The organism is Verrucomicrobiia bacterium (assembly GCA_035765895.1).
In the GTDB taxonomy this organism is placed as follows: domain Bacteria; phylum Verrucomicrobiota; class Verrucomicrobiia; order Limisphaerales; family DSYF01; genus DSYF01.
This window is the reverse complement of sequence record DASTWL010000088.1, coordinates 1-24313: the sequence shown is the minus strand read 5'-3', so window position 1 is coordinate 24313 and position 24313 is coordinate 1. Positions and strand designations below refer to the sequence as shown.

Genomic DNA, 24313 nt, shown 5'->3' with positions numbered 1-24313 from the left:
TGCGCTGCCCGCGCAGCCTGGCAGTTTGACCCGCCGTTTCGGTGGTTTCACTGTCGGACGGTCACGCTTGTGGTGCCTTGTCCCGCAGCATGGCCTCGGCGTGTTTGCGCGCCGCGTCGCCCTGCCCGCCCAGCATGCGCGCCAGTTCGGCCACGCGGGACTTCCGGTCCAGGCGGGCGATTTCCGAAGTCGTCCGGCCGTCGTTCACGTGCTTGGTGACGACGAAATGCACCTCCGCCGCGGCAGCGACTTGCGGCAGATGGGTGATGCACAACACCTGCCGTTGGGCCGCAATCTGCCGCATTTTTTTGCCCACGGCATGAGCGGTTTCGCCACCCACGTTCGCATCCACCTCGTCGAAAATCAGCACCGGCACCTCATCTTCCGCGGCCAGCACGGTCTTGAGCGCCAGCATCACCCGCGCAAGTTCTCCCGAGCTGGCAATGGCCCGAAGCGGCTGCGCCGGCTCGCCCGGATTCGGGGCAAACTGGAATTCCACCGTGTCCATACCGGAACTCGTGACCGAACTGACATCCTCCCGCGCCGCCGCTAATTGCACGTCCAGCCGGCTCTGTTTGAAGCCGAGGTCCGCCAGCTGCGCCGAGGCGGCCTTGCTCAGCTTGGGAATCACCTTCTTGCGCTTGGCGGAAAGTTGCTGCCCCACGCGCTGGAGGTCCGCGTCCAGCCGTTCCAGTTCCCCGTTCAAGCGCGCCAGCTCGGCATCGCGCGATTCGAGCGCCTGCAACCTGCGCTGCGCCTCGTCACCGAAGGCGATCACTTCCACCAGGGTCGCGCCGTATTTGCGTTTGAGCGCTTGCAGCAGATTCAACCGTTCCTCGAGCTCGGCCAGACGCGCAGGATCCACCTCCACGCGGTCGGCATACCGCGACAATTCGCCCTGCAAATCGCGCAATTGAGCCGTGACCTGTTCATGCAGGACAACGAGGGCGCCCGCGCCCGGATCAATCCGTTGCAGCTCCTGCAATGTGCGCCCCACCACACCGGCCTCCGTCAACACCGAGGTGTCGCTCTCCGCCAGCAGGTCCAGCGCGGCCTGACTGAGCTGCAGGAGCCTGGCGCCATTCGCGGCGCGCCGGTGTTCGGCTTCAATCTCCGCATCCTCGCCCGGTTGCAACTGTGCCCCCGTGATTTCGCGAACCTGAAAGCGCAGCAGGTCAAGCTGCTGCGCATAGGTTTTTTCATCCACCACCAGCGCGGCCTTCTCTGCTGCCAGCGCCGCGCGACGTTTCACGAGCTCCGCAAAGGCGGCCCGCTCCGCTTCGCAACCGCCAAAGGCATCGAGAATGGCCAGCTGCCGGCCGGGATGCAGCAGTGATTGATGATCATGCGGGCCATGCAAGTCCACCAGCCAGTCACCGATGGTGGCCAGCCGGTCCAGCGTCGTGGCGGACCCGTTCACGAACTGCCGGTTGGCGCCGGCGGCGGAAAAGGTCCGCTTCAGGACCAGTTGATGCTCCTCGCAGGGTTCGAGCCCGTTTTCGGCAAGGAACTCCGCCAGCGGCGCCCGCAAATGGCGGACATCGAAAACCGCCTCCACCGTGCAGCTCTCCGCGCCGGCGCGGATCAGGCCGCGGTCGGCGCGCTCGCCCAGCACGAGGCCCAGCGCGCCGATGAGGATTGATTTGCCCGCTCCGGTCTCGCCGGTGATGGCGTTGTAACCCGGCTGCAATTCGAGCGTGAGATCGGCGACCAGGGCGAGGTTTTTAATGCGTAGCGTGCTCAGCATGGTTACAGTTCGCGCGCCATTTGAGCGGACATGCAATCATTCGGCAAAAACTATTTTAGAGGGCATATCGGCGGCTGCCTCATCCTTGTAGGAATACTCTTCACATTGTTCTTACTGCTAGGTATCGCCAGCTTTACGCGAAAGACAGGGCTAATTTCCGAAAAGTGCAGTCTCAAGATCATCAGCGAACCAGAAGTTGGATTTGACTACACAAGCTTCACCTGCGTTTTCTCAAATGGAACAATTTTCGATTTAGATTGTGAATTTGGAGTCAATGACACATCAGATAATTCAACAATGACCTCCACGTTCAGCGCGGCGCCGCCTGCGCCCATCCGGGTCAAATCTCATTCGACCATAACAAATACGTGCAAGATTCAACAACGTTTCCCCCGCTGGCGTGCTGCCGCATCGTATGAGAAAAAGCGAAACGCAATCGCCCCAATTCGTTTTCTACAACGCTCAACTGATGAAGCTTTAAAAGCACACGATTGGATTATTTTCTCGGCTGAAGTATTCGGTTCCGAGAAGAGCCACGAATAAAAATTGAACGTAATGCCCTTTGAATTCACCTTTCTCGGCTCCGGCACGTCACAGGGCGTGCCGCTGATCGGCGTGGATTATCCGCCGGAGTATCTGGCGAACCCCAAAAATCACCGCACCCGGCCGTCCATTTACGTGGTCTCGGACGAAGCCCGGTTCGTGGTGGACACGTCGCCCGAATTCCGCCTGCAATGCCTGCGGGAGAACATCCGGTGGCTTGACGCGGTGCTGTTCACACATCCGCACGCCGACCACATCATGGGACTCGACGACTGCCGGCGCTTTTGTGACCTGCGCGGCGGCACCGCCCTGCCCATCTGGGCGGATGAAACGACCATGACCGCGCTGCGGCGGGTGTTCATTTATGCCTTCCACAACGGCCCCTGGCCGAGGGGCTACTTCATCCCCGAGGAACACGTGTTCAACGGGCCGTTCGCCATCGGTGATCTGCGCATCACGCCCTTTGCCGCGCCCCACGGGCGTTTTCAAAGCAACGGTTTCTTGTTCGAGCAAAACGGCCGCAAACGACTGGCCTACTTCAGCGATTGCAAGGAGGTTCCGGCGGAAGCCGTCGCCGCCATCCGCGGGGTGGAAGTCGCGGTGCTGGATGCGTTGCGTTTCAAGCCGCATCCGACGCACATGTGCCTGGACGAGGCGCTGACCGCCGCCCGCCGCATCAACGCCGACCGCACCTACCTCACACACCTGACGCACGATTACGACCACGACAAGCATCAGGCCGAACTGCCGCCCAACGTGTGGCTCGCCTACGACGGCTTGAAGGTGACTTGTCCCGCCTAAACGCTTAAAAGCCCGCGCTGTTCAAACGTCCGGACATTCGCGCGGTCCAACCAGAAGGTTCATGAGAGCAAAACTGTTCATCCTCGCCCCCCTTGGCACGCTGCTGTTCGCCGGCGGGCACGCTGCCGCCGCGCCGTCGGGCAATGAAGTCGTCGTGGTTTACAACCGCAAAGTTCCGGAATCGGAGGACGTGGCCCGGCACTATGCCGCGCTGCGTCACGTGCCGGACAACCAGGTGCTGGGCTTCAACCTCAGCACCGCCGAGGAAATGCCCCGCGCGGAATACGACGCCGAACTGGCCCAGCCGCTCGCGCACGAGCTGGAGGCGCGTCACCTCTGGGAGATCGGCACAAACCGGCTGACGGGCACCAATGCGGCCGACGTGCGGGAAGTGCGCATGCCGGTGGCCTCCCGGATTCGCTACGTCGTGTTGTGCTACGGTGTGCCGCTGAAGATTCGCAACGAGCCCGACCTGCACGAGGAAGGCGAGGAAACGCTGCGCCCCGAACTGCGGGTCAACGCGGCGTCAGTGGACTCCGAACTGGCCGCGCTGCCGTTGCCGCCGGAGATTCACAAATGCTGTGGCGTCCTGCGCAATGCCGCTTACACCACCACCAACACCGCCCTGTTGAACCCGACAAACGGCATCCTGATGGTCGCCCGGCTGGACGGCCCCACGGCCGAAATCGCGAAAGGACTGGTCGATAAAGCCATCGAGGCGGAGACCAATGGTTACTGGGGCCGGGCCTACTGCGACATCCGCAGCATCACCGATCCGAATTACAAGGTCGGCGATGACTGGATTCACGCCGCTTACGACATCTGCCGTGTGATGGGATTTGAAAGCTATCTGGACACCAACGCGACCACGATTCCGGCGGGTTTTCCCATGAGCCAGATCGCGTTTTACGCCGGCTGGTATGACGGCAGCCCGAGCGGACCTTTCCTCGCGCCCAAGATGGAGTTCATGCCCGGCGCCTTCGCGTATCACCTCCATTCGGCGAACGCGAACACGATCCGCTCCACCACCGCCGACTGGGTGGGCCCGTTGCTGGCCAAGGGCGCCACCTGCACGATGGGTTCCGTCAACGAACCGTATCTGCTCGGCACGCCGGACATCGGCACGTTCGCCGCGCGCTGGCTGATCGACGGCTTCACGTTCGGGGAAGCCGCCTACGCCGCGCAAAACGGCCTGTCCTGGCAGACGACCGTGGTGGGCGATCCGTTGCACCGTGCCTTTGCGATGATTCCCCAGTTGATGCACCTGAGGCTCGAACGCCTGCAAAGCCCGCTGCTGGCCTGGTCCCACTTGCGCATCGTGAACATGAACATCGCGCGGGGCACGCCGTTGCTGCAATTGATCAACTACCTCGACCAGCTCGATCTGACCAAACACAGTGCGGTGTTGATGGAAAAGCTCGGCGACCTTTGCGCGACCGTGGGCAAGCCCAAGTCCACCACCGATGCCTATGCCAGAGCGCTCAAGCTGGACGCCTCACCGCAACAGCGCATCCGGCTGATGTTGAAGCTGGGCAAAGGCTACGCCGCGCAGCACGACCTCAAGGAGGCAACGGACACCTATCAACAGTTGTTGACGGATTTCCCCGATTATCCCGGCAAATCCGAGGTCGCCCGGCAGATGCTGACCTGGTCGCAGGCGCCCGTCCCGCACAACGCCCAGCTGGACGCCATCGATGCAGCGTTGAGCGAGTTGAAGGGGCTCAATTCCACCAACCCGCCGGCGAAGTGAACCTTCGGCTTTGACAACGAAGTCGCGCCTGACAATTTGATCGCCCATGAGAAAACCGCTTCGCCCCGCCTGGCTGTCCCCGTTGATGATCGCGCTCGTGCTGCCGGCCACGGGCGCATTCGCCGAAACCTTTCGCGTGGCCACCTACAACGTGGAGAACTATCTCGACCAGCCGACGGAAACCCGTCATTACGCGAAGTCCGAAGCGGCCAAGGCGCAGGTGCGCGCCAATCTCAAGGCGTTGAAGCCGGACGTCGTGGCGCTGGAAGAAATCGGCCAGCTCAGCGCCCTGCAGGAATTGCAGGCCTCGCTGAAGCAGGACGGGCTCGACCTGCCTTATTCCGAATTCGTGCAGGGCTGGGACACGAACATTCATGTCGCCGTGCTCAGCCGTTTCCCCATCGTCGCACGGCGCTCGCACACCAACGAGACGTATTTGCTGAGCGGCCGCCGTTTTCACGTGAGCCGCGGCTTCTCCGAAGTGGATATCCAGGTCACGCCCGACTATCAGTTCACGTTGCTGGGCGCGCATCTGAAGTCACGCCGCCCCGTGCCCGAGGCGGATGAAGCCGAGATGCGCACCGAGGAGGCCCGGCTGCTGCGGGACAAGGTGGAGGCGCTGCTCGCCGCCAATCCCAACGCCAATGTGCTCGTCTGCGGCGACTTCAATGACAATTACGACACCGCCGGCGTCAAGGCCGTCGTCGGCCGCGGCAAGAACGCCCTGGTGGACACCCGCCCCGCCGAGCAGAACGGTGACAACCGGCCCAATCCCACCAATCCCCGCTGGTTCCCGCGCAATATCGCCTGGACGCATTACTACGGGAAGGAAGACACCTACAGCCGGCTCGATTACATCCTGCTCAGCCCGGGCATGGCCCGCGAATGGGTGAAGGACGGAACCTACGCCCTCACGCTACCGAATTGGGGCATCGGCTCAGACCACCGCCCGATTGTCGCGACGTTTACCACGACCGAAAAATGATCCGCCTTAGAATGGCGAGATGCCGTAGCGCACCCAATACCACGCTAGCTTTGCGTATTCGAGCGTGACCCATTTGCGTTGCGACGCCTCCAGCCAACCCGGTTTGGGGCAATCATTCATGGCCGGCACGGAGTAAAACTCAATCTCCGGCGCGTAGTGTTGAAAGCAATGCAGCGCGCGCCGCGAATGAAACCACGACGTCACGATGATGACGCGCCGTGCCTTTTCCTGCCGCAACCGGCGAACGACAAACACGGCGTTTTCCTGGGTGCTGCGGGCCTGGTCTTCAAGCTCGATGGCCACGGCCGGCACGCCCCGCTCCCGCAAAGCCAGCCGGAGCGGCTCCGCCTCGCCTTTGCCACTGACAATGATGCGCGGGGCCCGGCCTTGTTGAAACAATTCCGCTGCGCGCTTGGGCCGCAACACCCATTCGCCTCCCGGCACCACGATCGCGTCGGCCGGCACCGGCCGGTCGTCAAGCGCCAGCCAGACGGGTGAGAACCACAGGGCGACGAAAAATCCCGTCAGCAGCAGCATGCCCACCGCCAGGCCTGCCCACGCGAGAATCTTGCGCCGTCGCGATTTCATCGTATGGCATTCCCCGAATCAGGGATTCTTCCGGGCGAGACCCTGAGGAATTGAGGATGCGGTCGTCAACACGCAAAAGGAATTGGCCTCGTGAAGAAAGAGCCAACCAAAGCCCCGCCCTGCGGCTTGCGCCTGGGGCTGTGCTGCCAGTTTGCCCGTGAGCCGATCAAGTTCCGCACCACGACGGCCACGGCGATGCTGCGCCTGCCCAAACCGGGGCGCCTGTCGCGGCTCGCAGCCTTGTGTCTCGCCAACGCCGAGGCGCTCTTGGCCTCGCTGCGGTTCTGTGCAAACCACGGCATCGGTGCATTTCGCATCAACAGCCAGATTCTGCCCGTGAAGACCCACCCCACGGCGGGTTACACGACCTCCGAATTGCCGGGAGCCGCCGACATCCTGGCGCGCTTTCAGGCATGCGGCGCCTTTGCGCGCGCCAACCACCTGCGGCTGTCGTTTCACCCGGATCAATTCGTGGTGCTCAATTCGCCCAACCCCAGGACGCTGGCCCACTCGCTGGCCGAACTGGACTACCAGGCCGAGGTTGCGGAGTGGGTCGGCGCGGACACGCTCAACCTCCACGGCGGGGGCGCGTATGGCGACAAATCCGCGGCGCTGACCGCACTGCGCAACAACATCGAGCGCCTGCCCGGGCGGGTGCGTTCGCGGCTCACCCTGGAAAACGACGACAAGGTTTATACGCCGGCGGACTTGCTACCGGTTTGCGAGGACACCGGTGTGCCGTTGGTTTACGACGTGCATCACCACCGTTGTCTGCCGGATGGCTTGAGCGTCGCCGAAGCCACGCAGCGCGTGCGCCGGACCTGGAAGACCGAACCGCTCTTTCACATCTCCAGCCCGCTGGAAGGCTGGGACGGCTCGAAACCGGAGTGGCATCACGATTACATCGACGTCGCGGATTTTCCGCAAGAATGGTTGGGCTGGCCGCTCACGGTGGAAGTTGAGGCGAAGGCCAAGGAACTGGCCGTCGCAAAACTACTGGCCGACCTCCTCCGCCCATGAGCCGTCAACCGCGACCAACGGCCAACTCCTCACCGACCAACTGGCATGAAGGTGAAGGGCGTCCGCCTGTTTGCGCAACGTGCTGATACGAAAACAAACGAAGAATCGGAATTCTAACGCATTCGGCCGAGTTCTCAGGGGGCTTGCCATTTTCAAGCGTATTCCATGTTTCCCAGACAGTCTTCACAAGTGGAAGTCAGCGATATATACTAAAGCGCGATACGCGAATGGCTGCGCCAAATCCAGCAATGCGGCGAATGGTTGGGGATGGGCCATCGAGTGATGCGGGAACTGGTTCTGGACTTGGACAGTTCGGTGAGTGAAACCCATGGCATGCAGAAAGGCACGGCCTACAGCGAATTTGCCCTTCAACAACATGAGAACTAAAAGCGCCAAATCTCCCGGCATAAAAAACTCGAAGTCGGCTGATACTCCTTCAGACAGTCTCAAAAAGCTCCTGCCAGACTTGGAGGCGCTTTATAAAGACATTCATTCCCATCCCGAACTTTCCATGCAAGAAACCCGCACCGCTGGCCTGGCCGCCGCGCGGCTCCGCACGGCGGGTTATCAAGTAACCACTGGAGTTGGGAAAACCGGCGTCGTGGGTTTGTTGCATAATGGGAGCGGCCCCACGGTCATGCTGCGTGCGGATATGGATGCGCTGCCGGTGAAAGAATTAACCGGTTTGCCTTATGCCAGCAAGCTGACCGCAACCGATCGCGAAGGCAGAACTGTGCCCGTGATGCACGCCTGTGGTCATGACATGCATGTCACCTGGCTGATCGGCGCCATTATGCTTCTTGCCGAAGCCCGCGATACGTGGCGCGGAACCCTGCTGGTTGTTTTTCAGCCGGGCGAGGAAACCGCCGAGGGATCGCAAGCAATGATCGACGATGGGCTGTTCAAACGATTTCCCAAACCCGATGTGGTGCTTGGCCAGCACGTGATGAGCCTTTCAGCGGGAACGCTCGCCGGTCGCGCGGGTGTGATCACATCTGCCGCCGACAGTTTGCAAATCCGGTTGTTTGGTCGCGGGGCTCACGGATCAATGCCCGAGACCAGCATTGATCCAGTGGTGATGGCGGCATCAACCGTGATGCGGCTCCAAACCATCGTCTCCCGCGAGGTGGCACCCACCGAAGCCGCCGTTGTCACCATTGGTGCGCTTGAGGCTGGAACGAAAGAGAACATCATTCCCGACGAGGCAATCATCAAGCTAAACGTGCGCACGTTTGATGAAGGAGTTCGCAAACGCGTGCTTGATGCCATCAAGCGGATAGTCAATGCGGAGGCTGTCGCGTCTGGAGCCCCCCGCAAGCCGGAAATTACCCTTTTGGATCGTTATTCTCTGGTCAAGAACGATGCGGCAGCAACCAACCGGGTGGTTGAAGCGTTTCGAAAGAACTTTCCCGCTCACCAAATTCAGAACACCAAGCCAACAATGGCGAGCGAGGACTTTGGGTGCTTTGGAACCGAATGGCATGTGCCGTCCGTTTTTTGGTTCGTCGGCGGAATTGATCCAGTTCAATACGCCAAGGCTAAAAAAGCCGGACGGCTGGGAGAAATCCCCAGCAATCACAACCCCCATTTTGCGCCCGTGATTCACCCAACTTTGGAAACGGGAATCCAGACTCTGATGGTTGCGACGAAAGCCTGGCTCTCGCCCGATTCAGCCGGGTCGAAGACAACCTGACCAATGGAAAGTTTCAATCTAGCTCTTGATTTGGCTGGGACATTTGTTTTCGCGTTGAGCGGAGCCCTGACGGGCGTAAAGAGGCGGCTCGACATCTTTGGCGTCCTTGTCCTTTCTTTTCTGGCTGGCAATTCGGGCGGAATCATTCGTGACGTGGTTATCGGAGCCACTCCCCCACTGGCGATCAACGATTGGCGTTATGTAGCCGTCTCCCTGCTGGCCGGCGTAGTCACATTCTTCCGCTATTCGGATGTCGATCGACTGAAGACGGCGGTCCTGTTGTGCGATGCTGCCGGTCTGGCTCTATTTGCCGTTGAGGGCACCAATAAGGCGCTCGCGTTTCATCTTGGCCCGGTGCCCGCGGTTCTGCTCGGCATGTTGACGGGAATAGGCGGCGGGATGGTTCGGGATGTTCTTGTGGCGGAAATCCCCATCGTATTGCGTGCTGATATTTATGCGGTCGCTGCCCTAATTGGCTCCGCCGTGGTGATTTTTAGCCGCAAATTGGGTTTTTCGCCAGGATGGGCGGGAATGGCGGGTGCAACCCTATGCTTTGCGCTCAGATTTCTGGCCATTCGACGCCACTGGCATCTTCCGAACGCTGGCAAGCCCGAACGAATGACCATACGTTCGCCGAAACATTCGAACACGGAGCATCAGGGATGAGCACGCTTGTTTTAAGATGCGGCAGTGTTTTCGACGGCCTCTCCGATGTCCTGCCAGGGACAACGGAGGATGCGGAACGCGTCCTAAACACGCTGACTCCAGCCCTCGGAGCGACCGCTTGTCCTCGCCTTCATCGGATTCCTTCCGGCGGCCGTGTTCGATAGCGGCGTGGTCATCCAAATCCTACCGCGAGATCGGGACGGCGCTCGTTGAAGCATGCGCCCTCCCGGAAAGAAAAAAACCAACTAGAAGCACATTTGAGGCACACTCACGAAGTAAGTCGTTATAAAAGAAGTGGTGGCTGGAGACGGAATCGAACCGCCGACACAAGGATTTTCAGTCCTCTGCTCTACCGACTGAGCTATCCAGCCACGCAGCGGACGCAAAGTAAACTCGCGGGCTTCCGCCTTGGCAAGGTTTTATTGTCCCCCCTGGCGCAGGGATTTCAAACCCGGTCAAACTTTCCCACGAACGGTCAACTGCTCATTTCGTCGTTTCCAGGGACACTTCCGCCGGAGCCAGGCCCGCGGCCGAAACCTGCAACCGCAGCGGCCCCGGGCTTCTCCCCGCCCCGATGATGGCCAGCAGCTTGCCGTCGCGCGGCCGTTTCGTCGGGCTGCTCAAGGGTGTGGTGTCCCAAAGGTCACCGTTGTCCACACCCAGCAGACGGCCGGTTCCAGCCACGCTCACGGTGACCGGCACGGCCGCATCCGGAACCACGACGCCGTGATCATCGACCACCGAGATGACGGCGTGAGCGACCTCGCGTTGCGTCGCGCTCAATCCCTGCCGGTCCAATTCGATGTGCACCCGCGCCGGCGCGCCCGCCGTGCGCAGTTCGGTCCGGACACTTTCCCTGCCCACCGTGCGTCCAACGGCTTCCAGCGTGCCCGGTTCATACGAAAGCGAGGCGCTGGCCACACGCTCCGGCCCTACCGGCACAGTGGCGACGGCGCGACCGTTCACGCGCAACTCGACTGCTTCACAGTTGCTGAACACGGTGACGTTCACCGGGCGGTTGCTGTCGCCCCAGTTCCAATGAGCCCGGGCCGGAAAGCGTCGTTCCCGCGGCGCAGTCGCTTCCGGACGCACGACCACGTGCAGCACCGGATGGTCGCCCCAAAGCGCCTCGCGCTGCCAGCCTTCGGGCTTCAGAAAGCCGCGGGTGTCGAACAGACCGGCGCCCGAACCATGATTCGGCCAGCGCCCGGCTTCGCCCAAAAAATCAAAACCGACCCACAGAAATTGGCCGGCAACGTAATCGTTTTGCACCACCGCACGCCATTCGTTGTAGCCCTTCCCGTTCTCGCTGCCGAAGAGCGCGCGACCGGGAAACTGCCGGTGCGTTTGCGTATACAAATCCTCCTGATAATTCCCGCCCACCACGTCCAGCATGGACGCCAGCCCGATGGCGTCAGACGCCGGCCAGTTGGCCAGCGCCATCGTTACGGGCCGGGTCGGATCCTGCTCCTTGACGGCGGCGATCAACCGGGGTGCCACCGCCGTGAGGCGCGTCATGCGCGGCTGCCGTTCGTCGACCGCAAAACCTTCCACCCGCCGCGTCACGTCGAGCACATACGGGTCGGTGGGATAATCGATTTCGTTGCCCAGGCTCCAGAGGATGATGCTCGGATGATTGCGGTCGCGCCGCACCATGTCGGCGCAATCCGTCGCCGCCCAAGCTGCAAAGTCATGACTGTAACCGAAACGCCCGGCGGTCCCGACGTTGCGGCCCTCAACCCATTTGCGCTTGCCGATTTCCCATTCGTCGAACGCCTCGTCCATGACCAGCAACCCCAGCCGGTCGCACAAGTCGTAAAGCTCCGGAGCCATGGGATTGTGCGAGCATCGGATGGCATTCACGCCCATGTCCCGGCAAAGTTGCAGACGCCGTTCCAGCACTTCGCGAGGCACGGCGGCACCCAGCGCACCGGCATCGTGGTGCAGACAAACGCCCTTGATCTTGAGATTCACTTCGTTCAGGAAAAAACCGTTCCGGGCATCAAACCGGATGGTGCGGATGCCAAAGGTCGTGCGGGTTTCATCGGCAAGCTGCTCGCCGTGGAACACCCGGCAGACGGCGGTGTAAAGGTTGGGCGCGTTCAGCGACCAGCGACGCGGCTGTGCGACTTGCTGCCAGAGGGTAAACGTGAACCTCTGCCCGGCCTCGAGGTGCTGGACCTGCCGGGATTCACCGACGGATTTGCCATCCGGATCAAGCAACTGCACGACCACGCGCGTCTCACACGCCGCGGCCGCCTCGTTTCGCACATCCGCGTTGACCACCACATCGGCCGCCTGGTCCGTCACGCGCGGCGTGGTGACAAACGTTCCCCAGGTCGCAAAATGCAGCGCCTCCACCACACTCAAGCGCACGTCACGATAGATGCCGGTGCCGGGATACCAACGCGAATCCGCCACGTTGTCGCGCTCGACGCGCACCGCCAAAACATTGGTGGCATCGCCAAAGCGCAACTGCGGCGTGAGTTCGCAGGAAAAGCTGATGTAACCGTTCGGGCGATGGCCGAGATGGGTTCCGTTAATCCACACGTCGCTGTCCCGTTGAACGCCGTCAAATTCCACGAACACCCGTTTGCCCCGCGCCGATTCCGGCAGGGTGAATGATTTGCGATACCACCCGACGCCACCGGGCAGGTAGCCGGTGCAACTGGCGTTTGTTGGGGAGAAATTCCCTTCCGCACTGAAATCGTGGGGCAAGTCCAGTTGCCGCCAGGCGCCGTCGTCAAAGCGCGATTGCGCCGCTTCCGGCGCATCACCAAGATGAAATCGCCAGTCGAAGTCAAAGTTGACGGAGCGAGGGGCCGTCGGCGTTTGCGCCAGAACCGCAGCCATTCCCGCGAAGAAAATCGGCAGCACCAGCAAACCCCACGGCGCACCGCGGCGAACCAGCCGGTTCACGCCTCGTGGTTCCGGTCCCGAGCCAGGCAATGCCTTTGTCATCATGGCGAACACAATTCCGCATAGATGCAACCAAGGCCAGTTTGTTCATGCGAAATCCGTGGCCGCCCCCCCGGCCGGAACGGCCGTTCAGTGGGAGTTGTTCCGCGCCTTCTTGCTCTCCTCTACCACCCGCGCTTCCAGTTCCCGCGGCATTTCCTCGTAATGGCTGAACATCTCCTGGTGAATGCCGCGACCGCCGGTGAGTGAACGCAGGACCGTGGCATAATGATGCAGCTCGCGGGCGGGCACCTCCGCAATCAGCACCTGCAAACTGCCGTCCGCCTCCATGCCGAGCACCTTGCCGCGGCGGCTCGACACGTCGCCGATGATTTTTCCCAGACAATCCTCGGGCGCCCGAATGGTCAGCTTGTGAATCGGCTCCAGCAGGCAGGGACGCGCCTGGAGAAAGGCCTCGCGGAATGCCTCCTTGCCGGCGATTTGAAACGCCACGTCGCCCGAATCAACGGGATGCATCTTGCCGTCGTAGAAATCGACCTTCAAATCCACGACGCGGTAACCGGCCAGAATGCCCTCCTTGCACGCAGACGAAACGCCTTTCTCAACAGACGGCACAAAACCCCGATCCACGTTCTGGCCGACCAACGATTGCGTAAACTCGAAGCCGGTGTCGCGCGGCTTGGGTTCGATGCGCATCCATACTTCGGCAAATTGACCGGCGCCACCCGTTTGCTTCTTGTGCCGGTATTTGGATTCCCCGCGGCTCTTGACCGTTTCGCGATAGGCGATTTTGGGCGCGGTCAATTCCAGGTCCACCTTGAAGCGGCGCCGGAGGCGTTCGACCAGCACGTCGAGGTGCAGTTCCCCCTGCCCGGCCAGGATGGTTTGATGCAATTCCGCATCCACCGAGTAGGCAAACGAGGCGTCCTCCTCGTGCAAGGCGGCAATGCCCACGGCCAGCTTGTCTTCATCGCCCTTGGTCTTGAGTTGCAGCGCGGAAAGCACGTTGGGCGCGGGATACTGCACCTTGGGCAGCGACACCGGCCGCTTGACGGTGGACAGCGTGTTGCCGATGTGGGTGTCCCTGAGCTTGACGACGGCGCCGATGTCGCCCGCATTGAGCGAGGCGGCACTCGTCCGGTTCTTGCCGTTGACCAGATAAAGCGGACCTAGTTTTTCACTGACGCGCCGGTCGGCGTTAAACAGGTCGCTGCCCATTTTCACCTGCCCCGCATAAACCCGGAAGAAGGTCATGTCGCCGAAGCCGGATTCGTTCATGACTTTGAAGGCATAAAGCACCGGTTCGCCGTCGTTCAGGGCCACGTCCACATCATTCCCGTCGGGGTCCACGGCCGACACTTTGACGCGGTCCACCGGCGAGGAGCCGTATTTGGCGATGAAATCCATCAACCGCGCCACGCCGATGTTGTTTTCGGCCGAGACGCAGAACAACGGGATGAACGCCTGCCGTTGCACGGCGGCATGGAGCCCGCTGCGCAGCTCGTCCTCCGTCAGCGTGCCCCTGTCCATCCACTTCTCCATGAGCGAATCGTCGGCCTCGGCGATGAACTCGATGAGCTGCTCGTGCAGGGCGGTGACTTGTTTTGCGTGGGTGCCGGCGGCCGAAACCTCGGTGAATTTGCCGCTCTGGTCGGCGGCATACGTCGTCACTTCCGAACGGGGCACATCCAGCAGTTGATTGAAGCCTGGACCGGAGTTCAGCGGCAGGTTCATGGGAAACACACGCGAACCAAAATGCTCACGCACCTGCGCCAGCGCGGTTTCAAAGTCGGCCTCGGGCTTGTCGAAGCCATTCAGGACGATCATTTTCGGGATGCCGAATTCGGTGGCGTAACGCCACACCATGTCCGTGCCCACCCCCACGCCGTGCTGGGCGTTGACCACCACCAGCGCAAAGTCACTGGCGCGCAATGCGCCGAGGCTCTCGCAGATGAAATCCGAATAGCCGGGACAATCGATCACGTTGAACTTCTTCCCGAGCCATTCCAGATGCAGCAGCGTGGACTGGATGGAAATCTTCCGCGCCTGTTCAGCCTCGTGATAATCCGAAACGGTGCTGCCCGCGGCGACACTGCCCATCCGGTTGATTTCCCCGGCACAGGCGAGCATGGCTTCACTCAATGTCGTCTTGCCGGCGGAAGCGTGTCCCACGATTGAAAAGTTTCGAATATCTGCAGCTTGATACTCTTTCATACGTCACCATTTCCTGAAGGTTGCATTGATCCACTTTTTCCCGGAACTAATGGCACTGTAAGAACACCGCCGCTTCCTGCCAAGAAACGAATCATGGCAGCGATGATTTTCCGCGGGGCTGATGCAAGGCATTCGGCGGACAAATCACCAGACGTGTGACCCGCCGGCCCGACGGGACGTTCAAACGAACCAATTCCCGGTCACCGGTGGCTGGCACCGCGGCCGAACGGCAGGCGTGGGGCGCGCCGGCCGGCTACTTCACCAACGCCGCAAACCGATCCGCGGCCGCGCTCCAGTCGGCGTCGTGCTGGGGTTCGAAGTGGCCGAGTTCGGAAGACGCACGCACGACTTCGCGCATTTCCGCGAGAGAATGCAATTCACCGCTGGCACGCACCTGCGTCAGGATGTTGCCCATGACGGTGGCCTCGACGGGACCGGTGCGCACCAGCCGGCCACAGGCATTGGCGGTGAGCTGGTTGAGCAGATCGTTCCGCGAACCGCCGCCAACGATGTGGAGCACGGCCAGGCGGTTGCCGGTCAATTCCTCCAACTGCCGGAACACGACGCCGTATTTCAGCGCGAGGCTTTCCGTGGCACAGCGAATGATCTGTCCGTCGGTTTCGGGAACGGGCTGGCCGGTCTCGCGGCAAAACTCCTGAATCGCCCTGGGCATGTCGGCCGGATTCAGAAACCGCGGGTCGTCCGGGTTCACGAGCGACCGCAGCGGTTTGGAGGCCGCCGCCATGCGCGTGAGCTCGGCGTAATCATGCTTCCGCCCCGCCGCATCGAACGACCGTTTGCATTGTTGAATCAGCCAGAGCCCGATGATGTTTTTCAACAACCGGATGGTGCCGTCGAGCCCGCCTTCATTGGTCATGTTCAGTTCAAGCGCCCGCGGCGTCACGACCGGCGCGGCCACTTCCACGCCCAGCAACGACCACGTGCCCGAACTGAGGTAGGCCCAATCGGCCTTGCCCGTGTTTGCCGTCGGCACACCCGCCACGGCCGATGCGGTGTCGTGCGCGGGCGGCGCCACCACGGAGACCTCGGGCAACCCGGTGCGCGCGGCGACCGAGTTGCGGAGTTTTCCCAGGTTGGTTCCCGGCTGGATGAGGGACGGAAATATCCGCGCCGGCAGGTCGAACTTCGCCAGCAGTTCGTGGTTCCAGTCACGTTTCGCCGGATGCAGGCATTGGGAGGTGGAGGCGATGGTGTATTCCGCCACACGCGCCCCGCTCAGGCAAAAATGCAGAAAATCCGGCATGAACAGGAAGTCTGCCGCCGCACCAATGAGATCGGGATGTTGCCGGCGCAGAGCGAGCAACTGATAAAGCGTGTTGAGTTCCATGAACTGGAGACCCGTCTGCGCGTAGAGTTCCGCGCGCGGCACGATTTTGAAGGCCGCTTCCAACAGACCCTGCGTGCGGGCATCGCGATAATGATACGGCAGGCCGAGCAACTCGCCGGCTTTGGTCAGCAGCACAAAGTCCACGCCCCACGTGTCGGCGCCCACGGAAACCACCGACCGGCCATATTTTCGCCCGGCCAGCGCGAGGCCGTTCTGAATTTCCGCCCACAGACGGACCACATCCCACCGCAGGCTGTCCGCGATAAACACGCCGCCGTTGGGAAAGCGATGCACTTCCTCCAGCCGCAAACATTTGCCATTCCACACGCCCGCCATGACCCGGCCGCTCTCCGCGCCCAGATCCACTCCGAGATAAACACGCTCTGCCATATTGATGCTGTTTGCTGGATTGATTTGCCGGCAACTCTGCCACGTTTCGTCGGGAAGGAAACGACATTCACCCGCCCAGTTGCCGATGCGCTGCCATGAACTGCTCCACACGCCGCGCCTCGACTGCACCGGCCCAATGCCCGCCGGTTTTGAAATGACTGCCGATGATGAAACCATCCGCCGCGGCGTAAAACTGCCGCAGGTTTTGGCGTGTGACGCCGGAGCCGAGATAAACCGGCAATGCGCACCGGGATTTCGCGGCCTTGACGTCTCCCGCCCGCGGCGCCGCGCCCGTCACGCTCCCCGTCACGATCACTGCATCACCCCGCAGGAACGCGACCGCCTCGGCCGTCGCGGCCAGGCTGACATCCGCGGTGATGGCGTGCGAACTGTGCTTCTTTTTCACGTCGGCCCACACCTGCACCTGCTCCGCGCCAATCATTTTGCGAAAGCGCAACAACTCGGCGGCGCTGGATTGGATGAAGCCTTCATCCGCCACGTGCGCGAAGGCGAAACCTTCCGCGCGGATGAAATCCAGCCCGGCCGCATGCGCCACCGAAAGCGCCTCGCGGTTGGCACCTGCCAGCACCTGCACGCCGCACGGCACCCCCGCAACGTCCCGCACGGCCCGCGCAATCACCGACAGGGCGGAGACGATTTCCGAGCCGACACCGCCGCGCAGGTAAGGCGTGTCATGCATGTTTTCGAGCATGATCCCGTGAACGCCGGCTGCGCGATACACCCGCGCTTCCTCACAGGCCTGACGTTCAATGGCAGCGAGGCTTAGTTGATGGGCCGGCGTGCCGGGCAACGCGGCGAGGTGAATCATGGCCATCACCGGTTTGGCAGAGGTAAACAGCGAATTCGGCGGAGTCACGATGACAGGCTAACAACCGGCCGCCGCGCCGTCCATCGAACTCAAGGCAGCCGGGTGCGGCCCGTGGCGGCCTGAACGCGCCGGCGCCATTCTTCCGGCGGCACGTCCTGCGGGCGCGCCCGGCACACCTTTTCGAAGCCCGGAAAGTTCCAAAGATTGGGAAAGTCGCGGCACTGCTGAGGCTTGACCGGCTGGATGGAACAGTCGTTGCCGACGAGGAATTCACATTCGCCGTTGGCCTTTTCGAGCAGCGACAGGCCCTTGCGATCCGTGCGGAGACGCGTGTGCCGGGCGATAAATTCCGTTTCTGTGAGCCCGAGAAAATCCGCGATGCGCGCCATCTCCGCCTCCGCGAGCCGCACCTGACCCGGCCAGCGACAACACGCGGTGCAGCGCTGGCATTCGTAAAAAATCGGCACAACGACCTCCAAGTTTTGCGAACCCGCGGCGTCAGGATTCCTTCGCCCACGCCGGCGGATGCTTCAACCGGTAGAGCATTTCGCCCGCCTTCCGCACCAGCAAGACCCCTTCCTTTTCGCGATGGGCAAAGCTTTCGATGTCGATGGTTTTCGGATCGCGATAGACCAGGTTGATTTTGCGGCAGACCGCTTCCGGAACCTGCGAGGCCAGCGTGACCTGCACCCGGCATTTTTCCACGCCGTTCTCGAACGTGCCGATGCCGCGCACGTGGGTGGAATGCGCCAGCACGCCCCACGGGATGTGCTTGAACCGGTCCCACTGCTTGAGGAAGTAATCGCGGCAGTGGTAGCCCACCTCGAGAATGTGCGTTCCATGGCTCACGCAGATTTCGCTCAGGTGCGGCGCGTAAATGATGAGTTCGCCGCCGTCCGCGACGACCGGTTCGAGCTTATACATGCACTTGCCGGCGGTCCACAGCTCGTCATACATGGCCGGCGCGCAGGACAGCACCGTGTGAAAAGGCTGATCCACGTAACAGGTGTGTGTTTCCCGCGAGAGTTCGCTCGCGGCGTCCCAGGCGCGTTCCGGACTGCCCGCGAACAGGCCGACCAGCTCCCTGTTCGGCGCCACCACGAGGCAGAAGCACAGTTTCGGCACCGTCACCAGCGCGCCGGCGCGATCCACAACCTTGCGCACGGGCGTCCACTTGTTGCCGATGATCATGGGATTGGTCACCACCGCACCCAGCCAGTGAAAGAAATTCAGAATCTGCGGTCCGCCCACGCCCGGGAACAAATATTTATTGCCGCCGGAAAAACCCACCACCTCGTGCGGAAACACCGGCCCAACGATGATGACTTGATCGTAGTTGAAGAGCAGCCTGTTGATTTCCACCGGCACGTCCATGGCGAACAAACCGTTGGTCAATTCGCTGACCTCGGCGGATGTCAGGGTGCCCACCTGCTGGAGGGCCGTCGGATCATTCCACGCGTGATTGAAAAAGCCCACCTGGCCATAGCGCCCGTGACGTTCGTCGCTGGAGATTTCCAGGCGCGCACAAATCGCCGCTTCGCTCATCGGTTGGTGCGTGCCCAGCGCGACGAGGATGTCAAACGCCGCGGTCGCCGCGCCAATATGTGCGTGCAGCGTCTTGAACATCAGTCCAACCGGCGCGGTGCGCGTGCCGTCCGGCACGATCACCAGCACGCGACGGCCGCGAAAGGCTTCGACCGGACAAGCCTGCGCAATCAGTTGCTGCACCTGCGCCGGCGTGACGGACGTCCCCGCCTGCGCGACCTGTGAAATCACATCTTGCATGCCATCAGTTTAAGGGAACGTCGTCGGAAATCCATGCTGGGAACAGCATTCGCATTGTGATTTTGCGCACCCACAACGGGTCGGGTTCAGCCCTCCGTTGACCGCAAGTCATTGATGGCCCGCACCGCCTTGCGAATAACGGAGCGCGGCGCCAGGCGCACGGCAAAAGTGAGCAGCCGGTTGCGCACGCCGGCAATCGCCACGCAGCGTCCGCATCGAAAGGCCTTATGGCCAAAACGCGCCACCGCCGCGGCCGGCAAGGCTCCTTTGGTCAGCATGTCCGGGCCTTTGAACTGCGCGGTCACGCCGAAATTGGTGTCCGCCGTCGGTCCCGGACAAAGCGCCGTTGCGGTCACCCCCGAGCCGCGCAGCTCCTCGGCCAGCGCCTCGGTGAAGGAAAGCACGTAGGCCTTGGTGGCGTAATAAACGGCCATGCCGGGCCCGGGTTGAAAGGCTGCCGTGGAAGCCACGTTCAACACCCCACCGCGCCGCCGCGAGATCATGTCCGGCAAAAACAAACGGGTCAGGTGCGTCAGTGCGGTCACGTTGACCTGCACCATGTCCAGCTGCCGGGCCAGCGGCAGTTCAAGCATCCGTCCATGCGCGCCAAAGCCGGCGTTGTTGATGAGCACATCCACGCTGATGCCGGATTGTTTGAATTCCGCATGGAGTTCGGCCGGAAGGCCGGGGTTGGCCAGATCGGCCGCGCGAACAATGACCTCAATGGCATGGCATTCACGCAACTCGCGGGCCAGCGTCTCCAGCGCGCTGATCGTGCGGGCCACCAAAATGAGCCGGCTGCCGTCCGCGGCGAAGCAGCGGGCCAGTTCGCGGCCAATTCCGGAGGAGGCACCGGTCAGCAGCACCGTTTCGTTGTTCATGCGTGCTGCGAGTCTTGCAGCCGCGGCGTTTGGTCAAAAGCTCGAAATCACCGGAGGGTTCAAATCACCGCTCGCGTTGGACCAGCGGATGGCCTAGGCTGCGCCGGATGAATTTGTTGCCCCGACCCGATGTGATTTTGACCCACGAGAGCGACCTGGACGGTCTCGTGGCCGGTGTGCTGTTGCAGCGTCTGGCCAGGCATCTTTTTGAACGCGAAGTGCGTTTGGAAGCCTGGAACTATCAGGGCTGGCGCAACCGCCCCATGACTGAAACCTCCGCCTGGGTAACGGACCTGGTGTTCGAACCGCGGCTGGACCGCGCCAACTGGCTGATCGTGGATCATCACGCCACCGAAACCAAGCCGACGCAGGCGCAGTTCGTGTTTGACCTGAACAAATCCGCCAGCCTGCTCTGCTATGAATTGTGCCAGGCGCACGGGCTCGGCACGCCGGAACTTGAACGGCTCGTGCATCTGAGCAACGTGGCCGACCTCTTTCTGGAGGACGACCCCGACTTTGTGCTGGCCGGCGACTACGCGAGCCTCGTGAAGATTTATGGCTTTTGGAATCTCCACGCGTTGTTGGAAGGCCGGATTGAACGCCTGCTGGACCATCCGTTGCTCGAAGTCATGGCCGTCAAACGGCGCATCGAAGACCCGATTGGCTACGATTGGAGCCGCAACAACATCCGGGAAATCACTCCCCAGATCGGCTTTGTGGAAACAACCGTGGGCAACACCAATTTGATCGTGCATCAATTGCTCGAAAAGCAGGCCACCAAGTATCCGGTGCTCGTCACCGCGTTCCGCAAATCCACCGGCCTGGTCATCGCGAGCTTCCGCAGCCGGAATGGTGAGGCCATCAAAGCCGCCGAGAAGGTGCAGGGCGGCGGGCATGCCAACGCCAGCGCCACCACGCTGCCGCGCTCGGTCCGCAACATCAATGATGCGGTCAGCTATTTGCGGCAGGCGCTCGGCACCAAACCCAACGCCATCCGCACGGAGAATGCGTTGAACAGCCTCGCCAGCGCCTTCGACCAGCTGGATTCCATCGGCTCCTGACCCACTCGGGCGCGCGGCGTGGTTACGCGTTGCTGCGCCCGCCCGGCTGCCCTAGCATCGCGATGTTTATGGCTGACCCACAAACTTCCGGCCGCGCCGATGGCCGGCACTACAACCAGCTCCGGCCCATTCGCTTTCAGAACGGCATCGCCCCCCACGCATCGGGCTCCACCTTGATTGAATGGGGCAATACCCGCGTGATTTGCGCCGTTACAATTGACGAATCCGTGCCGCGCTGGATGAAGGAACAGGGCGTCACGGGCGGCTGGTTGACGGCCGAATACTCGATGCTCCCCTACTCCACGCTGGAGCGGAAAGCCCGGGACATTTCGCGGGGCAAAATCGACGGGCGGACGCAGGAAATCCAACGCCTCATCGGCCGGGCCATGCGCGCCGCCGTGGACCTTGAAAAGCTCGGCTCGCGCACCATCTGGGTGGATTGCGATGTGTTGCAGGCCGACGGCGGCACGCGCACGGCCTCCATCACGGGCGCCCACGTGGCGCTGTCCCTGGCCGTGCGCCAGTTGCTGGCGGCCGGCAAGCTCGCGGAGAACCCAATCCTGCATGGCGTCGCCGCCGTGAGCGTGGGGATTTGCGACAGCGCAGCCCTGCTCGATCTCTGTTACACCGAGGACGCGGCCGCCGCCGTGGATTTCAATCTGGTCATGAATTCCGCCGGCGAATTCATCGAGCTTCAGGGCAGCGGCGAGGAAGCCACCTTCACCGAGGCTCAACTGGCACAACTGCTGATGCTCGGCAAACAGGGCATCCGCGACTTGCTGGCGCTCCAGCGCGTGGCCCTCGGCGAGTAATTTTCCCCGCCTCCGCCATGCACGTCACGCGTCTGCTGTTGCTCCGCCACGCCGAGGTCGAGGAACGCTATCACCGGATTTTCGGCGGGCGCATCGACATGAACCTGTCCGCGCGCGGTCACGAGCAGGCCCGGGCGCTCGCGGCCTATCTGAAACGAAAACCGATTCAGGCCGTGTATGCGAGCCCGATGAAGCGCGTGCGACAAACCTTGGCGCCTTACGCCACAAACGGCGCACCCACGCCGGTGATCGTGCCCGACCTGCGGGAGGTTGATTTCGGCGACTGGACCGGACATGGCTGGGAAAGCATCCAGGAGAAATTTGGTTTGAGCGCCTACGACTGGCTGGAGTTGTTGACACAGGACCGAATTCCCAATGCCGAACCCAGCACCGCGTATCGCGCACGCGTCGAGGCGAGCATCAACCCCATCATCGCGCGGCATCCCGGCCAAACGGTGGCCGTCTTCTGTCATGGCGGCATCGTGCGCACGCTGCTTTCCATCCTGCTGGGCCTGCCGCTGCCCGCCTTCGCGCACTTTGACGTGGATTACGCCAGCCTCACGGAAGTTGAACTCCAGCCGCACCGGAAAACGGAAGTCCAATTATTGAACTTCACCCCCTGGCGCGACCTTCCCGCATGAAAAAAATATGGCAGGTCTGCCTGACGACCACGGCGGAAGCGGAAGAAGCCGCCCAGGAGGCGCTGTCCGCCGAATTTGGAGCCGTCGCCTCGTGTTACACGGATTCCGAAACCCACGTGGCCCAGGTTTCGGTCTATCTCGAACAACGCCCCCCGCGTTTTGCCACCGCGGCCCGCGCGATTCGTTCCCGGCTGCAAGCCGCCCGCCGCGCGGGGCTGCATATTGGTCCCGGCACGCTGCAACTGCGCGCACTCAAACGGGAAAACTGGGCTGAAGCGTGGAAACGCCATTTCAAACCGCTGTCCATCGGCCGGGCGCTGCTGCTGAAACCCAGTTGGAGCCAACGCCGCCCGCACCCCGGACAAAAGGTGATCGTGCTGGACCCCGGGCTCAGCTTCGGCACCGGTCACCACGCCACAACTGGTTATTGCCTGCGCGAAGTCGTGCGCTTTTGTCGCGGACCGGCGGGCGCGATGCTGGACATGGGCACCGGTTCCGGAATCCTGGCCATCGCCGCTGCCAAACTGGGTGCCGGACCGGTTGTCGCCTTCGACTTTGATCCGGAGGCCGTTCGCGTTGCCCGGGAAAACGCCCGCCGTAACCGCGTATTTGACCTGGTCCGGATTACGCGCGCGGACTTGAGCCAATTGCCACCACGCACCACCCGCCGTTATGCGCTCGTGTGCGCCAACCTGTTGTCCACGCTGCTGATGGGCGAAAGGGATAAAATCATCGCCCGCGTGGCGCCGCACGGAACCCTCGTCCTGGCGGGCATTTTACACACGGAATTCGATCAGGTCCGCAATGCGTTTGCCGCGGCGGGCCTGCGATTGGTCCGCCAACGCACGGAAAAGGAGTGGACTTCGGGGACGTTTATGCACGTAAACCGGTGACCGACGCGGCAAAATTTCCGCCGCCAAATTCCAATAAACTTTTGAATGCGCGTTTTGCCGACCTGTCGTAAGGTTGGAACGCGTGAAGAAGTTTTCGGACATCTCGCCGAAACCAGGGCCGGCCCGACGGGTGGGTTGGCATTCTTCCCGCTAACACAAACAACCGAGAAAGGAATACACGCCATGATAAAAACGTTTCAATTCATGAACGAGGCGATCAAAAGCACCAAGCACCCGTTTCGGAAGACGGAAAGCCAGCCCCGGAAGGCGCAAAAAAACCGTTACGAACGACGCAAGGTGAAGGAATTCCTGCATTTAAGTGATTGGGGCCAGGAAGAAATGGCCTGACACTCGACGCATCAACAATTCATTTTGGGGGCCGCACCTTCGGGTGCGGCCTTCACGTTTTCGGGAACAAAACCCGGTCTGATCCGGGCAAAACCTGTCTGAAATCAAGTCCTTCCCCACATCCATCGCTTCATGCAACACCTCCCCGACGCGCTTCGCACTGCTCCACGGGAAATCTGGCCGCCAGTTGCTCCTGACCGGCAAAACCAGTGGCTGGTTTTGGCCAGCGTGGCAGAATTAAAACCCGGGCGCCGTCCCGGTTAGATGCCATGAAGGGTTGACGAGGCGAGTGCAAACGGGCACCCGCATTGATGTATGAAAAACAATCCAACCCTTCATGACGCGACTCACCATAATCCCGCCCCCACGGCTGACAAGTCCGTAGTGCGGCACACCTTC

At 61.8% G+C, this 24313-nt stretch carries 21 protein-coding genes and 1 tRNA gene; 12 read left to right on the top strand and 10 right to left on the bottom strand.

The features are described from left to right. Positions 1-61: 61 nt before the first annotated feature. Complete coding sequence (gene recN, locus VFV96_17100) at positions 62-1747, bottom strand: DNA repair protein RecN (GenBank protein ID HEU5072123.1); 1686 nt, start codon at positions 1745-1747, stop codon at positions 62-64. 30 nt (positions 1748-1777) lie between these two features. Here recN and VFV96_17095 point away from each other — a divergent pair, with 30 nt between their 5' ends. From VFV96_17095 to VFV96_17080, 4 genes are all read left to right on the top strand, one after another. Further along, positions 1778-2290, top strand: coding sequence for a hypothetical protein (locus VFV96_17095; GenBank protein ID HEU5072122.1), 513 nt, complete (start codon positions 1778-1780; stop codon positions 2288-2290). Between the two features lie 12 nt (positions 2291-2302). Beyond that, a complete protein-coding gene (locus VFV96_17090) occupies positions 2303-3091 on the top strand; it encodes an MBL fold metallo-hydrolase (GenBank protein HEU5072121.1) in 789 nt (262 codons plus the stop codon). Between the two features lie 61 nt (positions 3092-3152). After that, entirely contained in the window at positions 3153-4841 is a 1689-nt protein-coding gene (locus tag VFV96_17085) for a TIGR03790 family protein (protein ID HEU5072120.1), read from the top strand. 46 nt (positions 4842-4887) lie between these two features. Next, on the top strand, positions 4888-5826 hold the full coding sequence (locus VFV96_17080) for an endonuclease/exonuclease/phosphatase family protein (GenBank protein ID HEU5072119.1): 939 nt from the start codon (positions 4888-4890) through the stop codon (positions 5824-5826). Positions 5827-5832: 6 nt separating this feature from the next. Here VFV96_17080 and VFV96_17075 read toward each other — a convergent pair whose 3' ends face one another. Further along, entirely contained in the window at positions 5833-6414 is a 582-nt protein-coding gene (locus tag VFV96_17075) for a YdcF family protein (GenBank protein ID HEU5072118.1), read from the bottom strand. Between the two features lie 90 nt (positions 6415-6504). On the opposite strand from VFV96_17075, the gene uvsE reads away from it, so the two are divergent. From uvsE to VFV96_17060, 3 genes are all read left to right on the top strand, one after another. Then, positions 6505-7434 carry a UV DNA damage repair endonuclease UvsE gene (gene uvsE, locus VFV96_17070; GenBank protein HEU5072117.1) on the top strand — a complete coding sequence of 310 codons (930 nt, stop codon included), beginning with the start codon at positions 6505-6507 and terminating at the stop codon, positions 7432-7434. A 376-nt stretch (positions 7435-7810) separates the two neighbouring features. Further along, on the top strand, positions 7811-9127 hold the full coding sequence (locus tag VFV96_17065; GenBank protein ID HEU5072116.1) for a M20 family metallopeptidase: 1317 nt from the start codon (positions 7811-7813) through the stop codon (positions 9125-9127). Positions 9128-9130: 3 nt separating this feature from the next. Then, the gene (locus tag VFV96_17060) at positions 9131-9793 is read left to right on the top strand and encodes a trimeric intracellular cation channel family protein (GenBank protein HEU5072115.1); all 663 of its coding nucleotides are present in this window, start codon (positions 9131-9133) and stop codon (positions 9791-9793) included. A gap of 295 nt (positions 9794-10088) precedes the next feature. On the opposite strand, the gene VFV96_17055 is transcribed toward VFV96_17060, so the two are convergent. The 8 genes from VFV96_17055 to VFV96_17020 form a co-directional block, all read right to left on the bottom strand. Further along, positions 10089-10164 (bottom strand) — tRNA-Phe (locus VFV96_17055). A 112-nt stretch (positions 10165-10276) separates the two neighbouring features. Continuing rightward, positions 10277-12757: a glycoside hydrolase family 2 TIM barrel-domain containing protein gene (locus VFV96_17050; GenBank protein HEU5072114.1), complete on the bottom strand. Its 2481-nt coding sequence runs from the start codon at positions 12755-12757 to the stop codon at positions 10277-10279. An 84-nt stretch (positions 12758-12841) separates the two neighbouring features. Continuing rightward, positions 12842-14926 (bottom strand): elongation factor G, encoded by a 2085-nt coding sequence (locus VFV96_17045; GenBank protein HEU5072113.1) that lies wholly within the window; start codon positions 14924-14926, stop codon positions 12842-12844. Between the two features lie 253 nt (positions 14927-15179). After that, positions 15180-16664 carry a rhamnulokinase family protein gene (locus VFV96_17040; protein ID HEU5072112.1) on the bottom strand — a complete coding sequence of 495 codons (1485 nt, stop codon included), beginning with the start codon at positions 16662-16664 and terminating at the stop codon, positions 15180-15182. Positions 16665-16731: 67 nt separating this feature from the next. Beyond that, on the bottom strand, positions 16732-17541 hold the full coding sequence (locus tag VFV96_17035) for a BtpA/SgcQ family protein (protein HEU5072111.1): 810 nt from the start codon (positions 17539-17541) through the stop codon (positions 16732-16734). A gap of 41 nt (positions 17542-17582) precedes the next feature. Then, positions 17583-17960: a YkgJ family cysteine cluster protein gene (locus VFV96_17030; GenBank protein HEU5072110.1), complete on the bottom strand. Its 378-nt coding sequence runs from the start codon at positions 17958-17960 to the stop codon at positions 17583-17585. A 31-nt stretch (positions 17961-17991) separates the two neighbouring features. After that, positions 17992-19278 carry a lactate racemase domain-containing protein gene (locus tag VFV96_17025; GenBank protein HEU5072109.1) on the bottom strand — a complete coding sequence of 429 codons (1287 nt, stop codon included), beginning with the start codon at positions 19276-19278 and terminating at the stop codon, positions 17992-17994. A gap of 86 nt (positions 19279-19364) precedes the next feature. Beyond that, a complete protein-coding gene (locus tag VFV96_17020; protein ID HEU5072108.1) occupies positions 19365-20159 on the bottom strand; it encodes an SDR family oxidoreductase in 795 nt (264 codons plus the stop codon). 107 nt (positions 20160-20266) lie between these two features. Here VFV96_17020 and VFV96_17015 point away from each other — a divergent pair, with 107 nt between their 5' ends. The 5 genes from VFV96_17015 (at position 20267) to VFV96_16995 (ending at position 23914) form a co-directional block, all read left to right on the top strand. After that, positions 20267-21220 carry a DHH family phosphoesterase gene (locus tag VFV96_17015; GenBank protein ID HEU5072107.1) on the top strand — a complete coding sequence of 318 codons (954 nt, stop codon included), beginning with the start codon at positions 20267-20269 and terminating at the stop codon, positions 21218-21220. 68 nt (positions 21221-21288) lie between these two features. After that, positions 21289-22032, top strand: coding sequence for a ribonuclease PH (gene rph / locus VFV96_17010; GenBank protein ID HEU5072106.1), 744 nt, complete (start codon positions 21289-21291; stop codon positions 22030-22032). Between the two features lie 17 nt (positions 22033-22049). After that, positions 22050-22673, top strand: coding sequence for a histidine phosphatase family protein (locus VFV96_17005; protein ID HEU5072105.1), 624 nt, complete (start codon positions 22050-22052; stop codon positions 22671-22673). Then, positions 22670-23566, top strand: coding sequence for a 50S ribosomal protein L11 methyltransferase (locus VFV96_17000; GenBank protein HEU5072104.1), 897 nt, complete (start codon positions 22670-22672; stop codon positions 23564-23566). The genes VFV96_17005 and VFV96_17000 overlap by 4 nt, the downstream gene beginning before the upstream one ends. A gap of 45 nt (positions 23567-23611) precedes the next feature. Next, a complete protein-coding gene (locus VFV96_16995; protein ID HEU5072103.1) occupies positions 23612-23914 on the top strand; it encodes a hypothetical protein in 303 nt (100 codons plus the stop codon). The last annotated feature ends 399 nt before the right edge of the window (positions 23915-24313 follow it).